Source organism: Ensifer sp. Root423 (genome assembly GCF_001426275.1).
Lineage (GTDB): Bacteria > Pseudomonadota > Alphaproteobacteria > Rhizobiales > Rhizobiaceae > Ensifer > Ensifer adhaerens.
This window is the reverse complement of the sequence record NZ_LMEG01000045.1, coordinates 269,013-287,061: the sequence shown is the minus strand read 5'-3', so window position 1 is coordinate 287,061 and position 18,049 is coordinate 269,013. Positions and strand designations below refer to the sequence as shown.

The 18,049-nt window shown below is 63.0% G+C and carries 12 protein-coding genes and 2 pseudogenes; 7 read left to right on the top strand and 7 right to left on the bottom strand.

Features of this window, described 5'->3' with window-relative positions; all coding sequences use genetic code 11:
* Positions 1-117 precede the first annotated feature (117 nt).
* The 3 genes from ASD01_RS29970 (at position 118) to ASD01_RS29960 (ending at position 5,256) form a co-directional block, all read left to right on the top strand.
* A complete protein-coding gene (locus tag ASD01_RS29970; protein WP_034789385.1) occupies positions 118-816 on the top strand; it encodes a response regulator transcription factor in 699 nt (232 codons plus the stop codon).
* Positions 813-2,219 (top strand): sensor histidine kinase, encoded by a 1,407-nt coding sequence (locus tag ASD01_RS29965; RefSeq protein ID WP_034789387.1) that lies wholly within the window; start codon positions 813-815, stop codon positions 2,217-2,219. The genes ASD01_RS29970 and ASD01_RS29965 overlap by 4 nt, the downstream gene beginning before the upstream one ends.
* A gap of 82 nt (positions 2,220-2,301) precedes the next feature.
* On the top strand, positions 2,302-5,256 hold the full coding sequence (locus ASD01_RS29960; RefSeq protein WP_051659162.1) for a bifunctional [glutamine synthetase] adenylyltransferase/[glutamine synthetase]-adenylyl-L-tyrosine phosphorylase: 2,955 nt from the start codon (positions 2,302-2,304) through the stop codon (positions 5,254-5,256).
* A 59-nt stretch (positions 5,257-5,315) separates the two neighbouring features.
* Here the strand turns inward: ASD01_RS29960 and ASD01_RS29955 are convergent, their stop codons facing one another.
* Both ASD01_RS29955 and pepN read right to left on the bottom strand, forming a co-directional pair.
* The gene (locus ASD01_RS29955) at positions 5,316-7,643 is read right to left on the bottom strand and encodes a PAS domain-containing sensor histidine kinase (protein WP_034789389.1); all 2,328 of its coding nucleotides are present in this window, start codon (positions 7,641-7,643) and stop codon (positions 5,316-5,318) included.
* Between the two features lie 182 nt (positions 7,644-7,825).
* The gene (gene pepN / locus ASD01_RS29950) at positions 7,826-10,474 is read right to left on the bottom strand and encodes an aminopeptidase N (RefSeq protein WP_034789400.1); all 2,649 of its coding nucleotides are present in this window, start codon (positions 10,472-10,474) and stop codon (positions 7,826-7,828) included.
* 429 nt (positions 10,475-10,903) lie between these two features.
* Here pepN and ASD01_RS29945 point away from each other — a divergent pair, with 429 nt between their 5' ends.
* Entirely contained in the window at positions 10,904-11,842 is a 939-nt protein-coding gene (locus ASD01_RS29945) for a DMT family transporter (RefSeq protein WP_034789404.1), read from the top strand.
* Between the two features lie 8 nt (positions 11,843-11,850).
* Here ASD01_RS29945 and ASD01_RS29940 read toward each other — a convergent pair whose 3' ends face one another.
* From ASD01_RS29940 to ASD01_RS29930, 5 genes are all read right to left on the bottom strand, one after another.
* The gene (locus tag ASD01_RS29940; RefSeq protein ID WP_034789411.1) at positions 11,851-13,143 is read right to left on the bottom strand and encodes an MFS transporter; all 1,293 of its coding nucleotides are present in this window, start codon (positions 13,141-13,143) and stop codon (positions 11,851-11,853) included.
* A 197-nt stretch (positions 13,144-13,340) separates the two neighbouring features.
* Positions 13,341-13,496, bottom strand: a complete 156-nt coding sequence (locus ASD01_RS36305; protein ID WP_089043881.1) for a hypothetical protein — start codon at positions 13,494-13,496, stop codon at positions 13,341-13,343.
* 74 nt (positions 13,497-13,570) lie between these two features.
* The gene (locus tag ASD01_RS36300) at positions 13,571-13,747 is read right to left on the bottom strand and encodes a hypothetical protein (RefSeq protein WP_089043882.1); all 177 of its coding nucleotides are present in this window, start codon (positions 13,745-13,747) and stop codon (positions 13,571-13,573) included.
* A 178-nt stretch (positions 13,748-13,925) separates the two neighbouring features.
* Positions 13,926-14,810 (bottom strand): uracil-DNA glycosylase, encoded by an 885-nt coding sequence (locus ASD01_RS29935; RefSeq protein WP_034789494.1) that lies wholly within the window; start codon positions 14,808-14,810, stop codon positions 13,926-13,928.
* Between the two features lie 97 nt (positions 14,811-14,907).
* Positions 14,908-16,206 (bottom strand): Hsp70 family protein, encoded by a 1,299-nt coding sequence (locus tag ASD01_RS29930; protein WP_034789413.1) that lies wholly within the window; start codon positions 16,204-16,206, stop codon positions 14,908-14,910.
* A gap of 455 nt (positions 16,207-16,661) precedes the next feature.
* Here ASD01_RS29930 and ASD01_RS37055 point away from each other — a divergent pair.
* From ASD01_RS37055 to ASD01_RS37045, 3 genes and pseudogenes are all read left to right on the top strand, one after another.
* Positions 16,662-17,044 (top strand): annotated as a pseudogene (locus ASD01_RS37055) (NAD(P)/FAD-dependent oxidoreductase); the annotation flags it as partial.
* A gap of 85 nt (positions 17,045-17,129) precedes the next feature.
* A pseudogene (locus ASD01_RS37050) lies at positions 17,130-17,299 on the top strand (electron transfer flavoprotein-ubiquinone oxidoreductase); the annotation flags it as partial.
* Between the two features lies 1 nt (position 17,300).
* Positions 17,301-18,049, top strand: a 749-nt coding sequence (locus tag ASD01_RS37045) for an NAD(P)/FAD-dependent oxidoreductase (protein WP_244495317.1), incomplete at both ends; no start/stop codon positions are given.

Below are 18,049 nucleotides of genomic sequence, written 5' to 3'. Positions count from 1 at the left end.
GCGGGATTTGAAAAGGTGTGTGCGGTTCTCCGCCCATCCCGCTTTCCCTCACGAGAGCACTCGCCAACCCGGTTGTCGAAAGTCGAAACCGGTTGAGACAGACAGGGGTCCGGGACTATGGTCGCGCGTATGAAGATTCTCATCATTGAAGACGATCTCGAGGCGGCAGCCTATCTGGCGAAAGCCTTCCGTGAGGCGGGCATCGTGTCCGATCACGCCAGCGATGGCGAGAGCGGCCTGTTCATGGCCAGCGAGAACAATTACGACGTTCTCGTGGTGGACCGCATGCTGCCGCGTCGAGACGGTCTCTCTGTCATCACCGAGCTTCGTCGCAAGGACATCCACACGCCGGTGCTGATCCTGTCGGCGCTCGGCCAGGTGGATGACCGGGTCACGGGTTTACGCGCCGGCGGCGACGATTATCTGCCGAAACCCTACGCCTTCAATGAATTGCTCGCCCGTGTCGAGGTGCTTGGGCGCCGCAAGGGCACGCCCGATCAGGACATGGTTTACCGCGTTGGCGATCTGGAACTCGACCGCCTTTCGCATTCCGTGCGCCGGCAGGGAAAGGAAATTCCCCTGCAGCCGCGCGAATTCCGCCTGCTCGAATATCTCATGAAGAACGCCGGCCAGGTCGTCACCCGCACCATGCTGCTGGAAAACGTCTGGGACTACCACTTCGACCCGCAGACCAACGTCATCGACGTGCATGTCTCGCGGTTGCGCTCGAAGATCGAGAAGGATTTCGATGTGCCGCTGCTGCGCACGGTGCGCGGTGCCGGCTACATGATCAAGGATGACCGGGCGTCCGCATGAGCAAGCTTCGCGTTCTCTTCAGAACGACCGCAGTCCGGCTTTCCGCCCTCTACCTCATTCTTTTTTCTCTCTGTGCTGCCTTTCTCGTCTTCTACGTCACCGGCATGTCGGAGCGGCTGCTGCAGCAGCAGACCCGTGACGCGGTCACCGCCGAGGTGGCGCAGATCGAGCAGGTCTATAGCCGCGCCGGCATGAACGGCCTGTTGCGCTCGCTCGAGCGGCGGGCACGCCAGCCGGGAGCCAATCTCTACGTGATTGCGGGACCGAGCGGCGAAATCCTCGCCGGCAACGTTGCCAGCCTGGAGCCGGGCCTGCTCGACAGCGAAGGCTGGACCGAACGTCCCTTCGCCTATCAGCGCTATACGGACGAGAGCAAGAAGGACACCCACGTAGCGCTTGCCCATGTGCTGGTGCTCGACAATGGTCTGCGCATTCTTGTTGGCCGCGACCTGCAGGAGCCGCAGAAGTTCCGCGCCCTTGTGCGCCAGGCTCTGATGGTGGCGCTCGGCGTCATGGGGCTTGGCGCCCTCGTCATCTGGTTCGGCATCGGCCGCAACGCCTTGAAGCGCATCGACCGCATGTCGGAGGCGAGCACCAAGATCATGGCCGGCGATCTGTCGCAGCGTCTGCCGATGAGCGGCTCCGGCGACGAGTTCGACCGGCTGTCGGAATCACTGAACGCAATGCTCAGCCGCATCGAGAAGCTGAACGAAGGGCTGCGGCAGGTCTCCGACAACATCGCTCACGATCTGAAGACGCCACTGACGCGGCTGCGCAACAAGGCGGAAGCCGCACTTTCCCGCAAGGGCACGAGCCAGCGCGGTGCGCTCGAGGAGATCATCGGCGAATCCGATCAGTTGATCCGCACCTTCAACGCGCTTCTGATGATTTCGCGCGTCGAGGCCGGCTCGTCCGTCGCCGAGATGAGCGACATCGACCTTTCGCAGATCGTCGCCGATTGCGTCGAGCTCTACGAACCGGTGGCCGAAGATGGCGGTCTGAAACTTGAAGCCGAAATCGCCCAGGATCTCGTGATTTCAGGCAACCGCGAACTGGTCGGCCAGGCCCTCGGCAACCTCATCGACAACGCGGTCAAGTATGCCGATGGCGCCGGGAACCCTCTGATCAAAGTCTCGCTCGAAAAGCGCGAGGGGAATGTGTTGCTGTCGGTTGCCGATCATGGATCGGGCATCCCCGCAGCGATGCGCGACGAGGTGATCAAGCGTTTCGTTCGCCTGGATGAGAGCCGGTCCAAGCCTGGCACCGGCCTTGGCCTGTCGCTGGTCGAGGCCGTCATGGAGATGCATCACGGCGCGCTGCATCTCGCCGACACGGTTCCTTCCGCCGAAGATGGCGCCAAGGGGCTGACGGTTCAGATGGTTTTCCCGATGACTGCAACCTGATAGACCGGTTTTGGGAGAACGAAGTGGAGTGAAGCAGCGCGCAGTTGTTCCGCGCCGTCCGCTCCGGCCAGAGGGAGACGGCATGCAGGAACAGGTGCAGCAGTGCTGGGCGATCGAGACGACGCCGATCCGTCCGGCGACACAAGCCGATGCCAAGACAGCGCTTTCGGTCTTGAAGGATATGGCCAAGGGTCATGAAAAGGTCGCAAGCCTGCTTGCGTCCGAAACGCAGTTCAAGACCTTCATCGTCTCGGCCTTTGCCCTTTCGCCTTTTCTTCGCGACACCGGCGACAGTCGCCCCGCCATTCTCGAAGAGCTTCTCTCGACCGATCTCACGGCTTTCCTGAGCGAGCGCGTGCGCGGAGCCCGCGATGCCTGGAAGCCGAATGAAGGCGGCGCGGCATTGCCGGATACCGAGATCATGGCGCGGCTCAGAAGGGCCAAGCGCGAACTTGCCTTCGCCGTCGCTCTCGCCGATCTCTCCCGCCATTTCGACGGGCGCGAGACCACCCGTTGGCTCAGCGAATTCGCCGGTGCGGCCGTGTCGGCGACGATCGATCACCTGCTCCTGAGCGCGCATGAGAGCGGCAAGTTGAAGGTCAAGGATGCCGCAAACCCGAGCGTCGGTTCCGGCGTCGTCGTGCTCGGCATGGGCAAGCTCGGCGCCTTCGAGCTCAACTATTCCTCCGATATCGACCTCGTTGTCTTCTACGATCCGCAATCCGGCATCATCGTCGATCGCGACGATGCCTCGGAAACTTTCGGCCGGCTGTTGCGCCGCCTGATCCGCATCCTGCAGGAGCGCAGCGGCGACGGATACGTCTTCCGGACCGACCTGCGCCTGCGCCCGGATCCGGGCTCGACGCCGCTGGCGATCCCGGTCGAAGCGGCGATGCTCTATTACGAGGGCAGGGGGCAGAACTGGGAGCGCGCCGCCTTCATCAAGGCGCGGCCGGTCGCCGGCGACATCGAGGCTGGCGAGCACTTCCTCAAGGATCTGGTCCCCTTCGTCTTCCGCAAGTATCTCGACTATGCGGCGATCGCCGACATTCATTCGATCAAGCGCCAGATCCATGCCCACAAGGGGCACGGCGAGATCGCGGTCAAGGGCCACAACATCAAGCTCGGCCGCGGCGGAATCCGCGAGATCGAGTTCTTCGTTCAGACCCAGCAGCTGATTGCCGGTGGCCGCATGCCGGACCTGCGCCAGCGAGCGACGGAGCCGATGCTGCGGGCGCTCGTCAAGGCCGGCTGGATCGACGAGGAGACGGCTGACGAACTCGTCGAAGCCTATTGGTTCCTGCGCGATGTCGAGCACCGGATCCAGATGGTGCGCGACGAGCAGACGCACGTCCTGCCCGAGACCGAAGCGGAACTGAAGCGCATCGCCTATATGCTCGGCTTCGAGGATACAGCCGCCTTTTCCAAGGCCCTCTCGCGCGTGCTGAAGACCGTCGAGCGTCGCTACGCTCAGCTTTTCGAACAGGAAGCCAAGCTCTCGACCGAGACCGGCAACCTCGTCTTCACTGGCCAGCGCGACGACCCGGACACGCTGGAGACGCTGAAGAAACTCGGCTTCCAGCGGCCGTCGGACATCTCCCACACGATCCGCACCTGGCACTATGGTCGCTACCGCGCGACACAGTCGGTGGAGGCGCGCGAGCGGCTGACAGAGCTGACGCCGGAGCTGCTGCGGGTTTTTGGCGAAAGCCGCCGCGCCGACGAAGCGCTGCTGCGTTTCGACAATTTCATCTCCGGCCTGCCTGCCGGCATTCAGCTGTTTTCTCTGCTCGGCAACAATCCGGGCCTCCTGTCGCTGATCGTCAATGTCATGTCGTCGGCCCCAAGGCTTGCCGAAATCATTGCCGCGCGCCCGCATGTCTTCGACGGCATGCTCGATCCCGGCCTGCTCGCCGAATTGCCGACGCGGGAGTATCTGGCGCCACGCATCGCCAACTTCGTCGGCGGTGCTCGCCATTATGAGGAGGTGCTCGATCGCCTGAGGATCATAGCCGCCGAGCAGCGTTTCCTGATCGGCATTCGGCTCCTGACCGGCGCGATCTCGGGCGCGCAAGCCGGCCGCGCCTTTACCGATCTTGCCGACCTCATCATCGCCGCGGCGGTAAAGGCGGTTGAGGATGAAGTTCGCTCCGTTCACGGCGATTTCCCTGGAGGCCGTATCGCCGTTGTCGGCATGGGCAAGCTCGGCAGCCACGAGCTGACTGCGGGATCCGACGTCGATCTGATCCTGCTCTACGATTACGACGAGACGGCAACCGAGTCCGACGGCGCCAAGCCGCTTGATCCGACGCGATACTTTACGCGGGTGACGCAGCGCCTGATCGCCGCACTTTCCGCGCCGACGGCGGAAGGCATCCTCTACGAGGTCGACATGCGGCTTCGTCCCTCCGGCAACAAGGGGCCGGTCGCAACCAGGATCAACGCCTTTGCTAAGTATCAGCGCGAAGAGGCCTGGACGTGGGAGCATCTGGCTCTGACCCGGGCGCGCTGCATCTGCGGCGATGACCGGCTGATGGCCGAGGCCAACGGGATCTTCGCCGAGATCCTCGAGCGCAAGCGCGATGTTTCCAAAGTCAGCGCCGACGTGATCTCCATGCGCGAGATGATCGATAGCGAGAAACCGCCGAGCGACATCTGGGACTTCAAGCTGATCCCGGGCGGTCTCGTCGATATCGAGTTCATCACCCAGTATCTGGCGCTCGTAGCGCCGGCCAAGGGCGTTCAGCCGCTGACATCAGGCACCAACACCGCCGACGCGTTGAAGCTGCTTGGTGATGCGCTGATGAACCCCAACGATCTCGATGTTGCGCTGGAAGCGCTGCATCTTTTCACCGAATTGTCCCAGATCGTGAGGCTCTGCATCGAGGGCGAGTTCGAGCCGAAGGAAGCGCCAGCGGGCCTGATCGATCTCGTCTGCCGGGCAGGGGACTACCCGGACCTGAAAACCTTGGAGGGGGACGTTCGCAGGCTCTCCAAAGCCGTGCGCCGTGTCTTCCAATCGGTCGTTTCAGTGTGAGGGAGGGCAGCGGGTAAACGGAAGGCGCGTGGAAGACCGCGCGCTGCTCCAGACCCGCTTTAACCGCGGTCCGGAATCCTGACCGAGATGATGGTCCCGACATTCTCGGTCGAGTGTATTCTCATGCTGCCGCCGTGCAGGCGGGTGAGTGAGCGCGAGATCGCGAGCCCGAGGCCGGATCCGCCCTTGCTCTTGGCGTACTGGCTCTGCACCTGTTCGAAGGGCTGACCGATCTTCTGCAATGCGTCGCGCGGAATGCCGATGCCGGAATCGGCGATCGTGAGCGTCACCGCGCCCGTCACCTTGCGTGCCCGAAGCGAAATCCGCCCGCCCTCATTGGTGAATTTGACCGCATTGGACAGAAGGTTGAGCAGCACCTGCTTCATTGCCCGCCGATCGGCGACCATGGTGAGGCCCGAGGAGATCTGCTGCACGACGTGAATGTTCTTCTGCTCCGCCGGTATGGTGGTGAAGCGCAGCGTCTCTTCGATCAACGGCGCAAGGTCGATCGTCTCGCGGCTGATGCGCATGTGCCCGGCCTCGATCTTCGACATGTCCAGGATGTCGTTGATGACGTTGAGCAGATGTTTGCCGCTTTCGTGGATGTCGCGTGAATACTCGTTGTACTTCTCCGAGCCGAGCGGCCCGAACATCTGGTTCTGCAGGATTTCCGAGAAGCCGAGGATGGCGTTGAGCGGCGTGCGCAGCTCATGTGACATGTTCGCGAGGAACTCGGACTTGGCGCGGTTGGCCGCCTCCGCACGGTCCTTCTCCGCCTGGTAGTTCGAATTGGCGACCGAGAGCTCGGTCTTCTGCCGCTCCAGCGTCATGCGCGAGGCCGAGAGGTCGCCGATCGTCGCCATCAGCCGCCGTTCGGATTCGCGCAGGCGCACCTGGTGCCGCTTCAGAAGCGTGATGTCGGTACCGACGGAGACAAGGCCGCCGTCGCGTGTGCGCCGCTCGTTGATCTGCAGCCAGCGCTCGTCGGCCAGCTGCACCTCGCTCGTCTGTGACTGGTTGCTGTGATCCGGGTCGGCGATCCGCCGCTCGACCACCGGCCGTGCTGCCGCCGTATGCACGGCTATGCGTTCGGTGCCGGGCACCAGGACGTGATCCGGAAGCTTGTAGGCCTCCTGGAAGTGGGTGTTGCACATGACGAGGCGGTCGTGCTTGTCCCAGAGCACGAAGGCCTCGGAGGTACATTCGATGGCGTCGGCGAGCCGCTGGTCGGCCTCCGCATAGCGCTGCGCAAGACGATGCTGTTCCGTCACGTCCATGGCGATGCCGATCAGATGCGCCCGGCCCGAGGCCGTGCGGATGATCTCGGCGCGGGCCCGTAGCCACACGTAGTGACCGTCCGCATGCCGCATGCGGAACACCTGGTCGATCTGGCGCGCGTCGCCACGCGCGATCGTGCGCGCCACGCTGTAGATGCCGTGATCATCCGGATGCATCAGCCTTGCGGCGTCACCGAAGGAGAGCACGCTGCTTTCGCCCGGCATGCCGAGCATTTCGTACATCGAGCGCGACCAGAACAGCCGACGGTTGGCAAGATCGAAATCCCAGAGGCCGCAACGGCCGCGCGAGAGCGCCGTCTCGACCCGCAGGTTCGATTCGGCAAAGACCGAATCGGCGTCGCGGGCACGCTTGGCCTGTATGTAATAGGCGTAGAGCACCATCAACAGGATCGCCGAGATACCTGCAAACAGGGTGACGTTCAGCGAAACCTCGTCTCGCCAGGTCGTTTCGAGCTGGGTGACCGGCGTTGCGGCCAGCACGACGCCAGCCGCATCGGGCAGCTGCGCCAGCGCCACGATGTGGTCGGCGCCTGCGATCGCCGTCTTCATGACGCTCGAATGTTCGCCGAAATATTGCAGCGTCGCGATGTCGGGCGCGGCCGCAGCGAGCGTGCGGCCGATGAGCGGTCCACCGCCTTCCGTGCTTGCAAAGATCCGCCCGTCCTTGCGCACCGCGAGGATGAACGTTCCGGGATCGAGCATGCCGGTCGGCAGAAACTGGCTGAAGCGTTGCTCCGCCTCGGCACGACGGCCCTCATCGAACAGCGCGACTCCGTCCGTCTGGAAGGCGGCGCCGGCGATCGCCGCCGCAAGACCGACGGTCTGGCGCGAACTTTCCTCCATGCGGGCGTGCTCGTCCATGATGCTGGACATGCGCGAAACCGCAACGATGATCAGGAATGCAATGATCAGGATCGGGATGGAGCGCTTGAGAACAGGCTCCGCGTTTGCCAGGCGGCGTGAAGCCGGCCCGGCAAAGATCTTCGCCTGCGAGATAAACTCCTGCTCCAGGCCGGTAACGCCTGGAAGCTTGAGTCGCAACCGCCCGTCGGCTGCGCTCGCTGGTCGCGCGTCCGCCATCTTTCCCAATTGTCTAAACCCTCTGATGATTCGGCGCGCCGCTCGCCCGAATCTGACTCAATGAATCACAGGGCGATTCGCCTTGTCCAGAGGCACTGGTAAAGATTTGTTAACCATTTCTTATCGTTGGAAAATAATAGGCCGGGCCACCTTGGTGGCCCGGCCCCAGGAAAATCAGGCGTTGGCGATGCTCAGGCCTTGAGCATGCGCTCGACGATGTCGCCGACATCGGCCGAAAGTTTCGACGCGCCGGCGATCTCTTTCAGCGCCTTGCGGGCATGCCCGGCACGTTTGTCCTCCAGCGAACGCCAGGAGCGCATGGAGGTCAGGATGCGGGCCGCAAGCTGCGGATTGCGCGGGTCGATGTCGAGGATCTGGCGCGCGAGGAACCGGTAGCCTTCGCCGTCGGCGCGGTTGAACCCGGTCGGGTTGGCGAAGGCATAGGTGCCTACCAGCGAGCGTACGCGGTTCGGATTGTTGCCGTTGAACAGTGGCTCGTTCATCAGCGCCTTGATGCGATCGAGCGTTCCAGCGCCCGGGATCGTCGCCTGCACGGCGAACCACTTGTCGATGACGAGCGCGTTGTCGGCGAAACGCTTGCGGAATGTTGCAAGCGCGTCTGTCGCCTCGGCCGAATCCGGGAAGCGGTGCGCCAGCAGCGCCAACGCATGGCTGAGATCGGTCATGTTGTTGGCGGCCGCAAAGGCCTTCGCGGCACGCTCGGGCCCTTCATCGGCCTGAACGAGGTAGGTGAGCGCGCTGTTGCGCAGTGCCCGCCTGCCGGCGCTTGCCGCATCCGGGCTGAACCCTCCGCTGGAGACGAGTTCGTCGGAGAGTTTGAGGAAGGTGTCGCGCCCGGCGGCCGCAACCGCTGTCAGGATCTGCTGGCGGGCCGCGTGGATCGCGTCCGGATCGTTGTTGGTGCCGATCTCGCGGGCGATATCGGATTCGCTCGGCAAGGCCAGCGCCTGCGAACGGAAGGCCGGCTCCAGGCTGTTGTCGGCGGCGGCCCGGATCAGGCCGTCGATCAGGGCCTTGTCCGAGGTGACCGGCTTGCCGGCGCGGACATTCGCCGTCGCCTCGACCAGATTGCCAAGCGCAATGGCATTGAGCGCCTGCCAGCGGGCGAAGAGGTCGCTTTCGTGATGCGCGATCAGCGCCAGATCGTCGGCATTCTGCTCGATATGCAGGTTGATCGGCGCGGAGAAGCTGCGGTTGAACGACGGAACCGGGCGCGAGGGGATGCCCGAGAAGACCACCGTCTGATTGCGCTCTGTCAGATGCAGGACATCGTCGGTCATGTCGGCGCCGGAAACGGCGGCAAGCGCGGCTTCGCTGCCGTCTTCGAGCAGCAGACCCATCTTCAGCGGAATGTGCATCGCTTCCTTGGCGCTCTGTCCGGGCGTCGGCGGCACGGTCTGTTCGAGCGACAGGGTGAAGGTCTGCTTGGTCGCGTCATAGGCGCCCGAAGCGGTGACCAGCGGCGTTCCGGCCTGGTGATACCAGAGCGCGAACTGGCGCAGATCCCGACCGCTTGCCGCCTCGAAGCAGGCGACGAAATCCTCGATCGTCACCGCCTGGCCGTCGTGCCGGTCGAAATAGAGATCCATACCCTTCTTGAACAGATCGCGGCCGAGGATGGTCGCGATCATGCGGGTGACTTCCGATCCCTTTTCGTAGACGGTCGTCGTGTAGAAGTTGTTGATTTCGCGGTATTTCGTCGGGCGCACCGGATGGGCGAGGGGACCTGCATCCTCCGGGAACTGTTCCGACTTCAGATGCCGCACTTCGGCGATGCGCTTGACCGCGCGCGAGCGCATGTCGGCGGAGAACTCGTGGTCGCGGTAGACCGTCAGGCCTTCCTTCAGGCAGAGCTGGAACCAGTCGCGGCAGGTGATGCGGTTGCCGGTCCAGTTGTGGAAGTATTCGTGCGCGATGATCGCCTCGATGTTGGCGTAGTCCGCATCGGTCGCCGTTTCCGGGTCCGCAAGCACGTATTTGTCGTTGAAGATGTTGAGGCCCTTGTTCTCCATGGCGCCCATGTTGAAGTCGGAGACGGCGACGATCATGAAGATGTCGAGGTCGTATTCGCGACCAAAGGCCTCTTCGTCCCACTTCATCGAGCGCTTGAGCGCATCCATGGCATAGGAGGCGCGAGGCTCCTTGCCGTGTTCGACATAGATCTTCAAGGCAACGTCGCGGCCGGACATCGTTGTGAACGTATCCTCGACCACGCCGAGGTCGCCGGCGACCAGCGCAAAGAGATAGCTCGGCTTCGGATGCGGATCGAACCAGGCGGCGAAGTGACGGCCGTCGCCCATGTCGGCGCCGCCGAGATAGTTGCCGTTCGAAAGCAGGAGGGGAGAGGACGCCTTGTCGGCGATGATGTTGACCGTGTAGACGGCAAGTACATCGGGACGATCGGGGAAATAGGTGATGCGGCGGAAGCCTTCGGCCTCGCACTGGGTGCTGTAGACGCCGTTGGTGCGGTAGAGCCCCATCAGCTGCGTATTGGTCTCGGGCGAAAGCAGGGTGGTGATGGTGATTTCGAACGGGGCGGTTTCGGGCAGGCCGCGGATCGTCAGCGTATCCTCGGCGACATCGTAGAGCGTCGTCGCAAGCTCTTCCTGGTCGAGCAGCAGGCCGGTCATGGTCAACTCGTCGCCATCAAGCACGAGCGGCGCGGCACTGTCGACACCTTCGCGGCGATGGAAGATCAGCCTGGCCTCGACCTTGGTCTCCTTCGGGTCGAGCTCGAAGGTCAGATCCACTCTCTCCAGAACGAAGTCGGTCGGCCGGTAGTCTTCCAGATGAATGATCTGGCCAGTATTTGTCCGCATGGTCAGTCCCGCTTGCACCGTTCTACTGGAGAATTTGTAGAGGGTGCCTGTGATGGTGAAAAGGCCAAGGGGCGAAAAGCTGGGCTGTGCCACACGATTGTGATGCCGGCGACCGCACTTCCGACAGAAAAGACATGGCGCCCGTTATTCTTCCCGCTCCCTTATCGGACCGATGTGTATCGAAGTGGGACTAACAAGACATGAATTGGAAAGGTTTTTTTCGGGGCAGCTAAAGAAAAGCCGGCCGCCCTACTGTCGAAGGTTAATCGATCAAGAAAAAACGTCATTCATCACGAAGTTTGATCCGACTTTCGAGAAAAGCGTCGCTAAGGTGGCCCGGTCCTGCAGCGGTGCTCTCCGCTGAAAAATCTCCAAACCAGCCCGCGTGCCAGCTGATCGCCGGTCAAGGCTGTTCGAAAAGTGCCCTCAATGGATGCGGAAGTCGAAAGCCCGATGAAGGGGATCCTGCTCAAGGTCCTTTCAGTCGTCATTTTCGTTTGCATGTCGACGCTGATCAAGGCGGCCGGAAACGAGATCGCCACCGGCCAGATCACCTTCTACCGCTCGGCCTTCGCCATGGTGCCGATCCTCGGCTATCTCGCCTTCCGCGGACAGCTGCGCGACGCCTTCAAGACCGAAGATTTTACCGGCCATATCGCTCGCGGCTTCGTCGGCATTCTCGCAATGAGCTTCGGTTTTTACGGCCTCGTACACCTGCCGCTGCCTGAAGCCATCGCCATCGGCTATGCCATGCCGCTGATCGCCGTCGCCTTCGCCGCGATTTTTCTAGGCGAGTCGGTGCGGCTCTACCGTTGGTCGGCCGTTGTCATCGGGCTGGTCGGCGTGATGATCATCACCTGGCCACGGCTGACCCTTTTTCGCGAAGGCGGCTTCGGTTCGCTGGAGGCACTGGGCGCTGCTGCCGTGCTGGTTTCGGCGGCCCTGGGCGCAGTTGCCATGGTGCTGGTGCGAAAACTCGTCAAGAATGAACGCACCCACACGATCGTGCTCTATTTCTCGCTGTCGGCCTCGGTCTTCTCTCTCGCGACCTTGCCCTTCGGCTGGCCGTCGATCTCGCGCGAGGCCTTCCTGTTGCTGATGGTCGCCGGTTTCTGTGGCGGTGTCGCCCAGATCCTTTTGACCGAAAGCTATCGCCATGCCGACATGTCGACCATCGCACCGTTCGAATACACTTCGATCGTGCTCGGCCTGATCATCGGCTACTTCCTGTTCGACGATATCCCGACGGCCGCCATGCTCGTCGGCACGGCTATCGTCGTCGGTGCAGGCATCTTCATCATTTTCCGTGAGCATCGGCTTGGCCTCGAGCGCCGGGGCGCTCGCAAGCATGTGACGCCGCAGGGCTGAGCCACGGCCTACGGCCGCGGGTTTTCCCAGGCAGGAACCGTATCGTCGTCGATCAGCGGTTCCTGTGCCGCCTGCTGGGCAGCCGGGCTCGTCACATCAGGGCCGGGCGTCGGCATGACGCTCGTTGCCTGGAAGTCGGTCTTGACGACGAGCCCCTTGTGCTGCTCGCGCCGCAGAATGCGCCAGGCTGCATAGCCGCCATAGAGCGCGAAGTAGACGGCAAGGACGAGAAACAGCGCCGCCGGGCCGAAACGATCCATGACCGGACCGACCATCAGCGGGCCGGAAATCGTGCCGAGCCCGTAGGTGATCATCAGGCCCGAGGATGTTTCGACATACTCGTTGGGTTTGGCGAGATCATTGGCATGGGCGACGTTCAGTGCGTAGATCGGGAACAGCACCGATCCGACGAAAGCGGCGATGATGTAGAGAACGGCGGGCTGGCTGCCGATCGATGCCGACATCACCAGGCACGAGATGACGCCGACGATGCCGCAGCCAACCATGACGATGCGCCGGTCGATCTTGTCGGAGAGACGTCCGATCGGGATTTGCGAGAGGGCGCTGCCGGTCAATAGCGAGGCGAGCAGTGTCGCGCCTTCCGCCGTCGAAAGTCCGATCTTCTGGGTGAAGACACCGCCGAGGTTCAGCCAGGCGCCGGAGAGCGCACCGGCGAGAAAACCGCCGACGACGGCGACCGGCGAGCGGCGGAAGAGGGCGGGGATATCGAACTTCGCCTGTGCCGGTGGCGCGGGCATGGGAGAGGAGGAGAGCGCCGTCGGCAATAGCGCCAGCGAGAACAGCACGCTGCAGAGCATGAACAGCGACGTGTTAGTCGGATCTCCGAGCGGCACCATGTACTGCCCGCCGATCGTGCCGACCATCGTCGTGATCAGGTAGAGCGAAAAGAGCAGGCCGCGGTTCTCGTTGGTGACGCGCTCATTGAGCCAGCTCTCGATGACGAGATAACTGCCGGAGATGGCAAAGCCGGCAATGGCACGGAAGACGATCCAGGCGCGCCAGTCGACGATGAGGCCGCAGAGCAGGATAGCTATGGAGAGCAGCGTGATCAGCGCGGTGAAGACGCGCACATGGCCGACACGCAGCACGAATTTCGGCGTGACGACGCAGGAAAGGGTGAAGCCGACCGTATAGCCGGTGGCGATCACCGAGACCGTCAGCGTCGACCAGTTCTCGGCGACGGAACGCACGGGGATCACATAGCTCTGCAGGCCGAAGCCGACCATCATGAGCAGGGTCGACACCATCAGGCTGAAGACGGAAGCGAGGCTGGCCAGCATCGGCGCTCCTGGAAACGTGGCGCTTCGTCATTTGTCCGATGACAAGCAAACGCAGATGGAGCGAGGAACGGTCTGGCAGGGCCGGATGAGCCTGACACTCCTTAGTCGGGACGAGTGTGGCTCTATCCAGTTTTTTACGCCCTGTCGATTGCGACAGGCGATGGCAAAAAGGCGGTGCTTATACCTGCGGGCAGCAGTCAGTTCGGCAGCAACGGGCTCACGGCCGTGCGATGGGCGCGGCGTGCATCCTTCTTGGTGCTGAGAACGGTATATTCGCGCGAGGCGCGCACGGCCGTACCGATGTCGGAGATCGAATCGAGCAGGACCTTGAGGCTGGCAATCGGCTTGGTCATGGGTTCGTTCCTTTCTTCGTGTCGGGTCAAACGATGCGTCACGCGATACGCAAAAGCCGCGTATCGCGTGGGGATCAGCGCTGGATGAAGTCGGCGAAAATCTGCGCCGGACGGGTGGTCCGGGCGAGGCCAATCGCGGTCATCTGCTCGTTGGCTGCCGTGCCAAAGCGGTTGAACGGCGTCCGGTAAGCAGCGCCAGTGTGGCGGAGCGTCTCAAAGCTGCTGTGGATCGGACGAAAGCGGGCAGTCATGGTTCAATTCCTTAAATTCCATTCCTCCCGTGCCGGTATATTGCGCTGCAACATAACGTTTTGCAATGCGTCAAAATGCGCCGCTGATATGCGCAAACCGCATGGCTTTCTTCATTCTTTGTTCATGAAACGGGCAAGCGGCCGGGAGCACGATCCGGGCAGGGCGCTTTCCTTAGGATCAGCCGTGAATGCGGGCCTTGAAGGCAAGCAGGTCCTGCCAGGCGAAGCGCTTGTTGATCGGCGCCGTCACCAGGTCTTGCGGATGCAGCGTGGCAAGGGTCGGCACGTTAATGCCGCCGATCGCAAGCTCGCGCCATTCGCCGCGAAGCTGGTGGATCGTGTCGTTGCCGCCGAAGAAGAAACGGGCGGTGAAATTGCCGAGCAGCAGCAGATGCTTAGGCTCTGCCAGCGCGATCTGGCGTTCGATGAAGGGTCGGCAGATATCGGCCTCGCGCGCCGTCGGCACGCGGTTACCCGGCGGGCGCCAGGGCACGACATTGCTCAAGAGCACGCTCTCGCGCGTAAGACCGATGCCCGCCATCATCCGGGTCAGCATCTCGCCGAGGCGGCCCGCAAAAGGCTGGCCGTCGCGATCGTCGTCGGCATAGGGCATCGGGCCGACGATCATGATGCCGCTTGCCGGATCACCCTCGGCAAAGACCAGATTGCGGGCGCTGTTCCTGAGATTACAGCCGGCAAAACCTTCCATCGCAACGCGGAGCTCGGCGAGCGACCGGGCCGATTCGGCGGCAAAGCGCGCCTCTTCGATCGCCTGCGCATCGGGGATGGCGACCGCAGGGGCGTTCGCGACTGGGGCAGGTGCGCGGGAAGGGGTGGGAGCAGCGGCCGCCGCTGTCTGGCGCGCCGTCGGTTGCGAAGCGGGTGCCTCCGTCCGGTTGCTGGTTGCCGCCACGCGGGCGTTGCCGCGTGCTGCCTTCATCGCCTCGAACTCGGCGAAACGGTCGACCGGTTCCTCTTCCAGCAGCCATTCGACGCCCGCATCGCCGTGGAAGGCGAGAAGGGCGGCAAGCTGCGCCGGAGAAAGGTCGTTGGCGGAAATCATGGCCGCCAACCTAGCCCATAAGCGGCCGGACCGGAACCGCTTTTCCGGCGCTCGACCCTCCTATCCAAGGTCATGCACATCCGGTTCGCGCGTCGGCTCAGGCCGCATTCGCGGTCCAGTGGGCGATGTCCTCGTGCTCGCCGATCAGCGCCAGGCCATGGGCGATCGACAGCAGTTCGCCGCCGCTCTCGATCCGGTCGGCATCGAAACGCCGCTCGAAGATGCCGCGTACGGCCGGAACGAAGGAGGTGCCGCCGGTCAAGAACACCTTGTCGATCGTCTCGGGTGCCGTTGCCGTCGACTGCAGCACATCATCCAGCGCGCCCTCGATGCGGGCGAGCTCCGGCGCGATCCAGCCTTCGAAATCGCTGCGGCGAACGGTGCGGCGCGACATTTCGCCGAGCGGGGCGAAATAGAACTCGGTCTCGTCCTCCTTCGACAGTTGCATCTTCGTGGCCGAGATCGCGTTGTAGAGCGGATAGCCCTCGTCATGCTCGATCAGGTCAACGAAGGCCTCGAGCTTTTCCGGCTCCAGGCTCTGGCGCACGAGCTTCTTCAGATCGGTGAAATCTTTCAGTGTCTTGAAGATCGAAAGCTGATTCCAGCGGCCGAAATTCGCGTAGTAGTTCGACGGCACTTCAAGCAGCTTGTCGAAGCTCTTGAACAGACTCCCCTTTCCGATCAGTGGCGAGACGACGTTGTCGATGATGCGGAAGTCGAAATGGTCGCCGGCGATGCCCACGCCCGAATGGCCGATCGGGGTTGCCGTCAGGCGCCCGGCCTTGGTCTCGAAGCGGATCAGCGAATAGTCGGTGGTGCCGCCGCCGAAGTCGGCGACGAGCACAGTTGCGTCCTGCTTCAGGTTCTGGGCGAAGTAGAAGGCCGCTGCCACCGGTTCGTAGACGTAGTGCACCTCCGGAAAGCCGAATTCGGAGAGGGCTGCGCCATAGCGCTCGAGCGCCAGCGCAGGGTCGGGGCTGGAGCCGGCAAAGTGCACCGGACGGCCGACGACGATGCGGCTGTACTGGTCCGCCCAGCCGTCACCGGCATAGTCGCGCAGCTTGGTCAGGAACACGCGCATCAGGTCTTCGAAGCTGTGGCGCTTGGCAAAGACCTGCGTGCCCTGGAAGAGGGGGCTTGCGGCAAAGGTCTTGATCGACTGCAGGAAACGACAGTCACCGGGATTGTCGATGAAGGCGCGGATTGCGGCCTGGCCCGCCTCGACCTTCAGCGCCTGGGCGCCAAGCTTGGCATCCTTCATGAAGGAGAGGGCAGTACGCATGGCATCGGTCGAGCCGGCGAGGCTGTCGAAGCGCATCGAGTGGGTCGTTTCGCCCGCGGCAACCGCCAGAACGGAATTGGTGGTGCCGAAATCAAAGCCGAGTGCCTTGACCATGAGTGTCTCCTTGCATCTGGCGTCGCTTCGCCGCCCGGAGTGGGGCCGGTGGCGCGCGACGCAACATGAATTCCGTGGGCCGCTTTCGGGGATCGATGGGCGGCCGGCTTCAAAGCCGAAAGACACGCCGTCCGGACGCCGAGAGGCGCCTTGCCGCGTGCCGATTGCGAATGGGGTGTGCCAGCGCGTACCGCTGGAAGGGTGCGGCGGCCTCGTCGCACGGCTCTTCGGCAAAAGCAAGGCCGCATGGGTCATAGCTTCGCTGCGCGACAAATTGATTTATTTACGTTTACGTACACGTCATATAGATATTTGCCTATACTCATGACCTCATGCGCAAAAGCGGGCATCGTCTGTCGCATCCCGGCTCGACAAGCCAAACTGCATTTGCCATGACGGAATGATATGCCCTGGGAACGGAGCCGGCAGAAGACCGGTGAGACTGGAGAGACGGTATGACCGAACAAGACCTGCCCGAACGCGAGAGCATGGAGTTCGACGTTGTGATCGTGGGTGCGGGGCCGGCGGGTCTTGCGGCGGCGATCCGGCTGAAGCAGGTCAATCCGGAGCTTTCGGTCGTCGTGCTCGAAAAGGGCGCTGAAGTCGGTGCGCATATCCTGTCGGGCGCCGTCGTCGATCCCATCGGCATCGACCGCTTGCTGCCGGACTGGCGCGCCGACGCCGACCATCCGTTCAAGACCGAGGTGACGGACGATCATTTCCTGTTCTTGGGACCCGCCGGCTCGATCCGCCTGCCGAACTTCCTGATGCCGCCGCTGATGAACAATCACGGCAACTACATCGTATCGCTTGGGCTCGTCTGTCGCTGGCTGGCGACNGGCTCGATCCGCCTGCCGAACTTCCTGATGCCGCCGCTGATGAACAATCACGGCAACTACATCGTATCGCTTGGGCTCGTCTGTCGCTGGCTGGCGACCAAGGCGGAGGAACTCGGCGTCGAGATCTATCCGGGTTTTGCCGCCACCGAAGTGCTCTACAACGACGAGGGTGCGGTCATCGGGGTTGCCACCGGCGACATGGGCATCGAGCGGAACGGCGAACCGGGCCCGAACTTCGCCCGCGGCATGGCGCTNTTTGCCGCCACCGAAGTGCTCTACAACGACGAGGGTGCGGTCATCGGGGTTGCCACCGGCGACATGGGCATCGAGCGGAACGGCGAACCGGGCCCGAACTTCGCCCGCGGCATGGCGCTCTTGGGCAAATACACGCTGATCGGCGAGGGCGTGCGCGGTTCGCTTGCCAAGCAGCTGATCGCCAAGTTCGATCTCTCCAGGGACAGCGACGTCCAGAAGTTCGGCATCGGTCTGAAAGAGCTCTGGCAGGTCAAGCCCGAGAACCATCGCCCGGGTCTGGTGCAGCACTCCTTCGGCTGGCCGCTCGGCATGAAGACCGGCGGCGGCTCGTTCCTCTACCACCTCGAAGACAACATGGTCGCCGTCGGCTTCGTCGTGCACCTCAACTACAAGAACCCCTATCTCTTCCCCTTCGAGGAGTTCCAGCGCTTCAAGACGCATCCGGCGATCCGCGGCACGTTCGAGGGCGGCAAGCGGCTTTCCTATGGCGCACGTGCGATCACCGAGGGCGGTTACCAGTCGGTACCGAAGTTGTCCTTCCCCGGTGGTGCGCTGATCGGCTGTTCGGCCGGTCTCGTCAACGTGCCGCGCATCAAGGGCAGCCACAATGCGGTACTTTCAGGCATTCTAGCGGCCGAGAAGCTGGCGGCGGCGATCGCCTCTGGCCGCGCCAATGACGAGCCGATCGAGATCGAACGCGGCTGGCGCGACAGCGCCATCGGCCAGGACCTGAAGCGGGTGAGGAACGT

What these genes read in the sequence shown, in the direction of transcription:
- ASD01_RS29970 (WP_034789385.1), top strand. Translation starts at nt 118, where the DNA reads ATGGTCGCGCGTATGAAGATTCTCATCATTGAAGACGATCTCGAGGCG.
- ASD01_RS29965 (WP_034789387.1), top strand. Translation starts at nt 813, where the DNA reads ATGAGCAAGCTTCGCGTTCTCTTCAGAACGACCGCAGTCCGGCTTTCC.
- ASD01_RS29960 (WP_051659162.1), top strand. Translation starts at nt 2,302, where the DNA reads ATGCAGGAACAGGTGCAGCAGTGCTGGGCGATCGAGACGACGCCGATC.
- pepN (WP_034789400.1), bottom strand. Translation starts at nt 10,474, where the DNA reads ATGCGGACAAATACTGGCCAGATCATTCATCTGGAAGACTACCGGCCG.
- ASD01_RS29945 (WP_034789404.1), top strand. Translation starts at nt 10,904, where the DNA reads ATGGATGCGGAAGTCGAAAGCCCGATGAAGGGGATCCTGCTCAAGGTC.
- ASD01_RS29940 (WP_034789411.1), bottom strand. Translation starts at nt 13,143, where the DNA reads ATGCTGGCCAGCCTCGCTTCCGTCTTCAGCCTGATGGTGTCGACCCTG.
- ASD01_RS36305 (WP_089043881.1), bottom strand. Translation starts at nt 13,496, where the DNA reads ATGACCAAGCCGATTGCCAGCCTCAAGGTCCTGCTCGATTCGATCTCC.
- ASD01_RS36300 (WP_089043882.1), bottom strand. Translation starts at nt 13,747, where the DNA reads ATGACTGCCCGCTTTCGTCCGATCCACAGCAGCTTTGAGACGCTCCGC.
- ASD01_RS29935 (WP_034789494.1), bottom strand. Translation starts at nt 14,810, where the DNA reads ATGATTTCCGCCAACGACCTTTCTCCGGCGCAGCTTGCCGCCCTTCTC.
- ASD01_RS29930 (WP_034789413.1), bottom strand. Translation starts at nt 16,206, where the DNA reads ATGGTCAAGGCACTCGGCTTTGATTTCGGCACCACCAATTCCGTTCTG.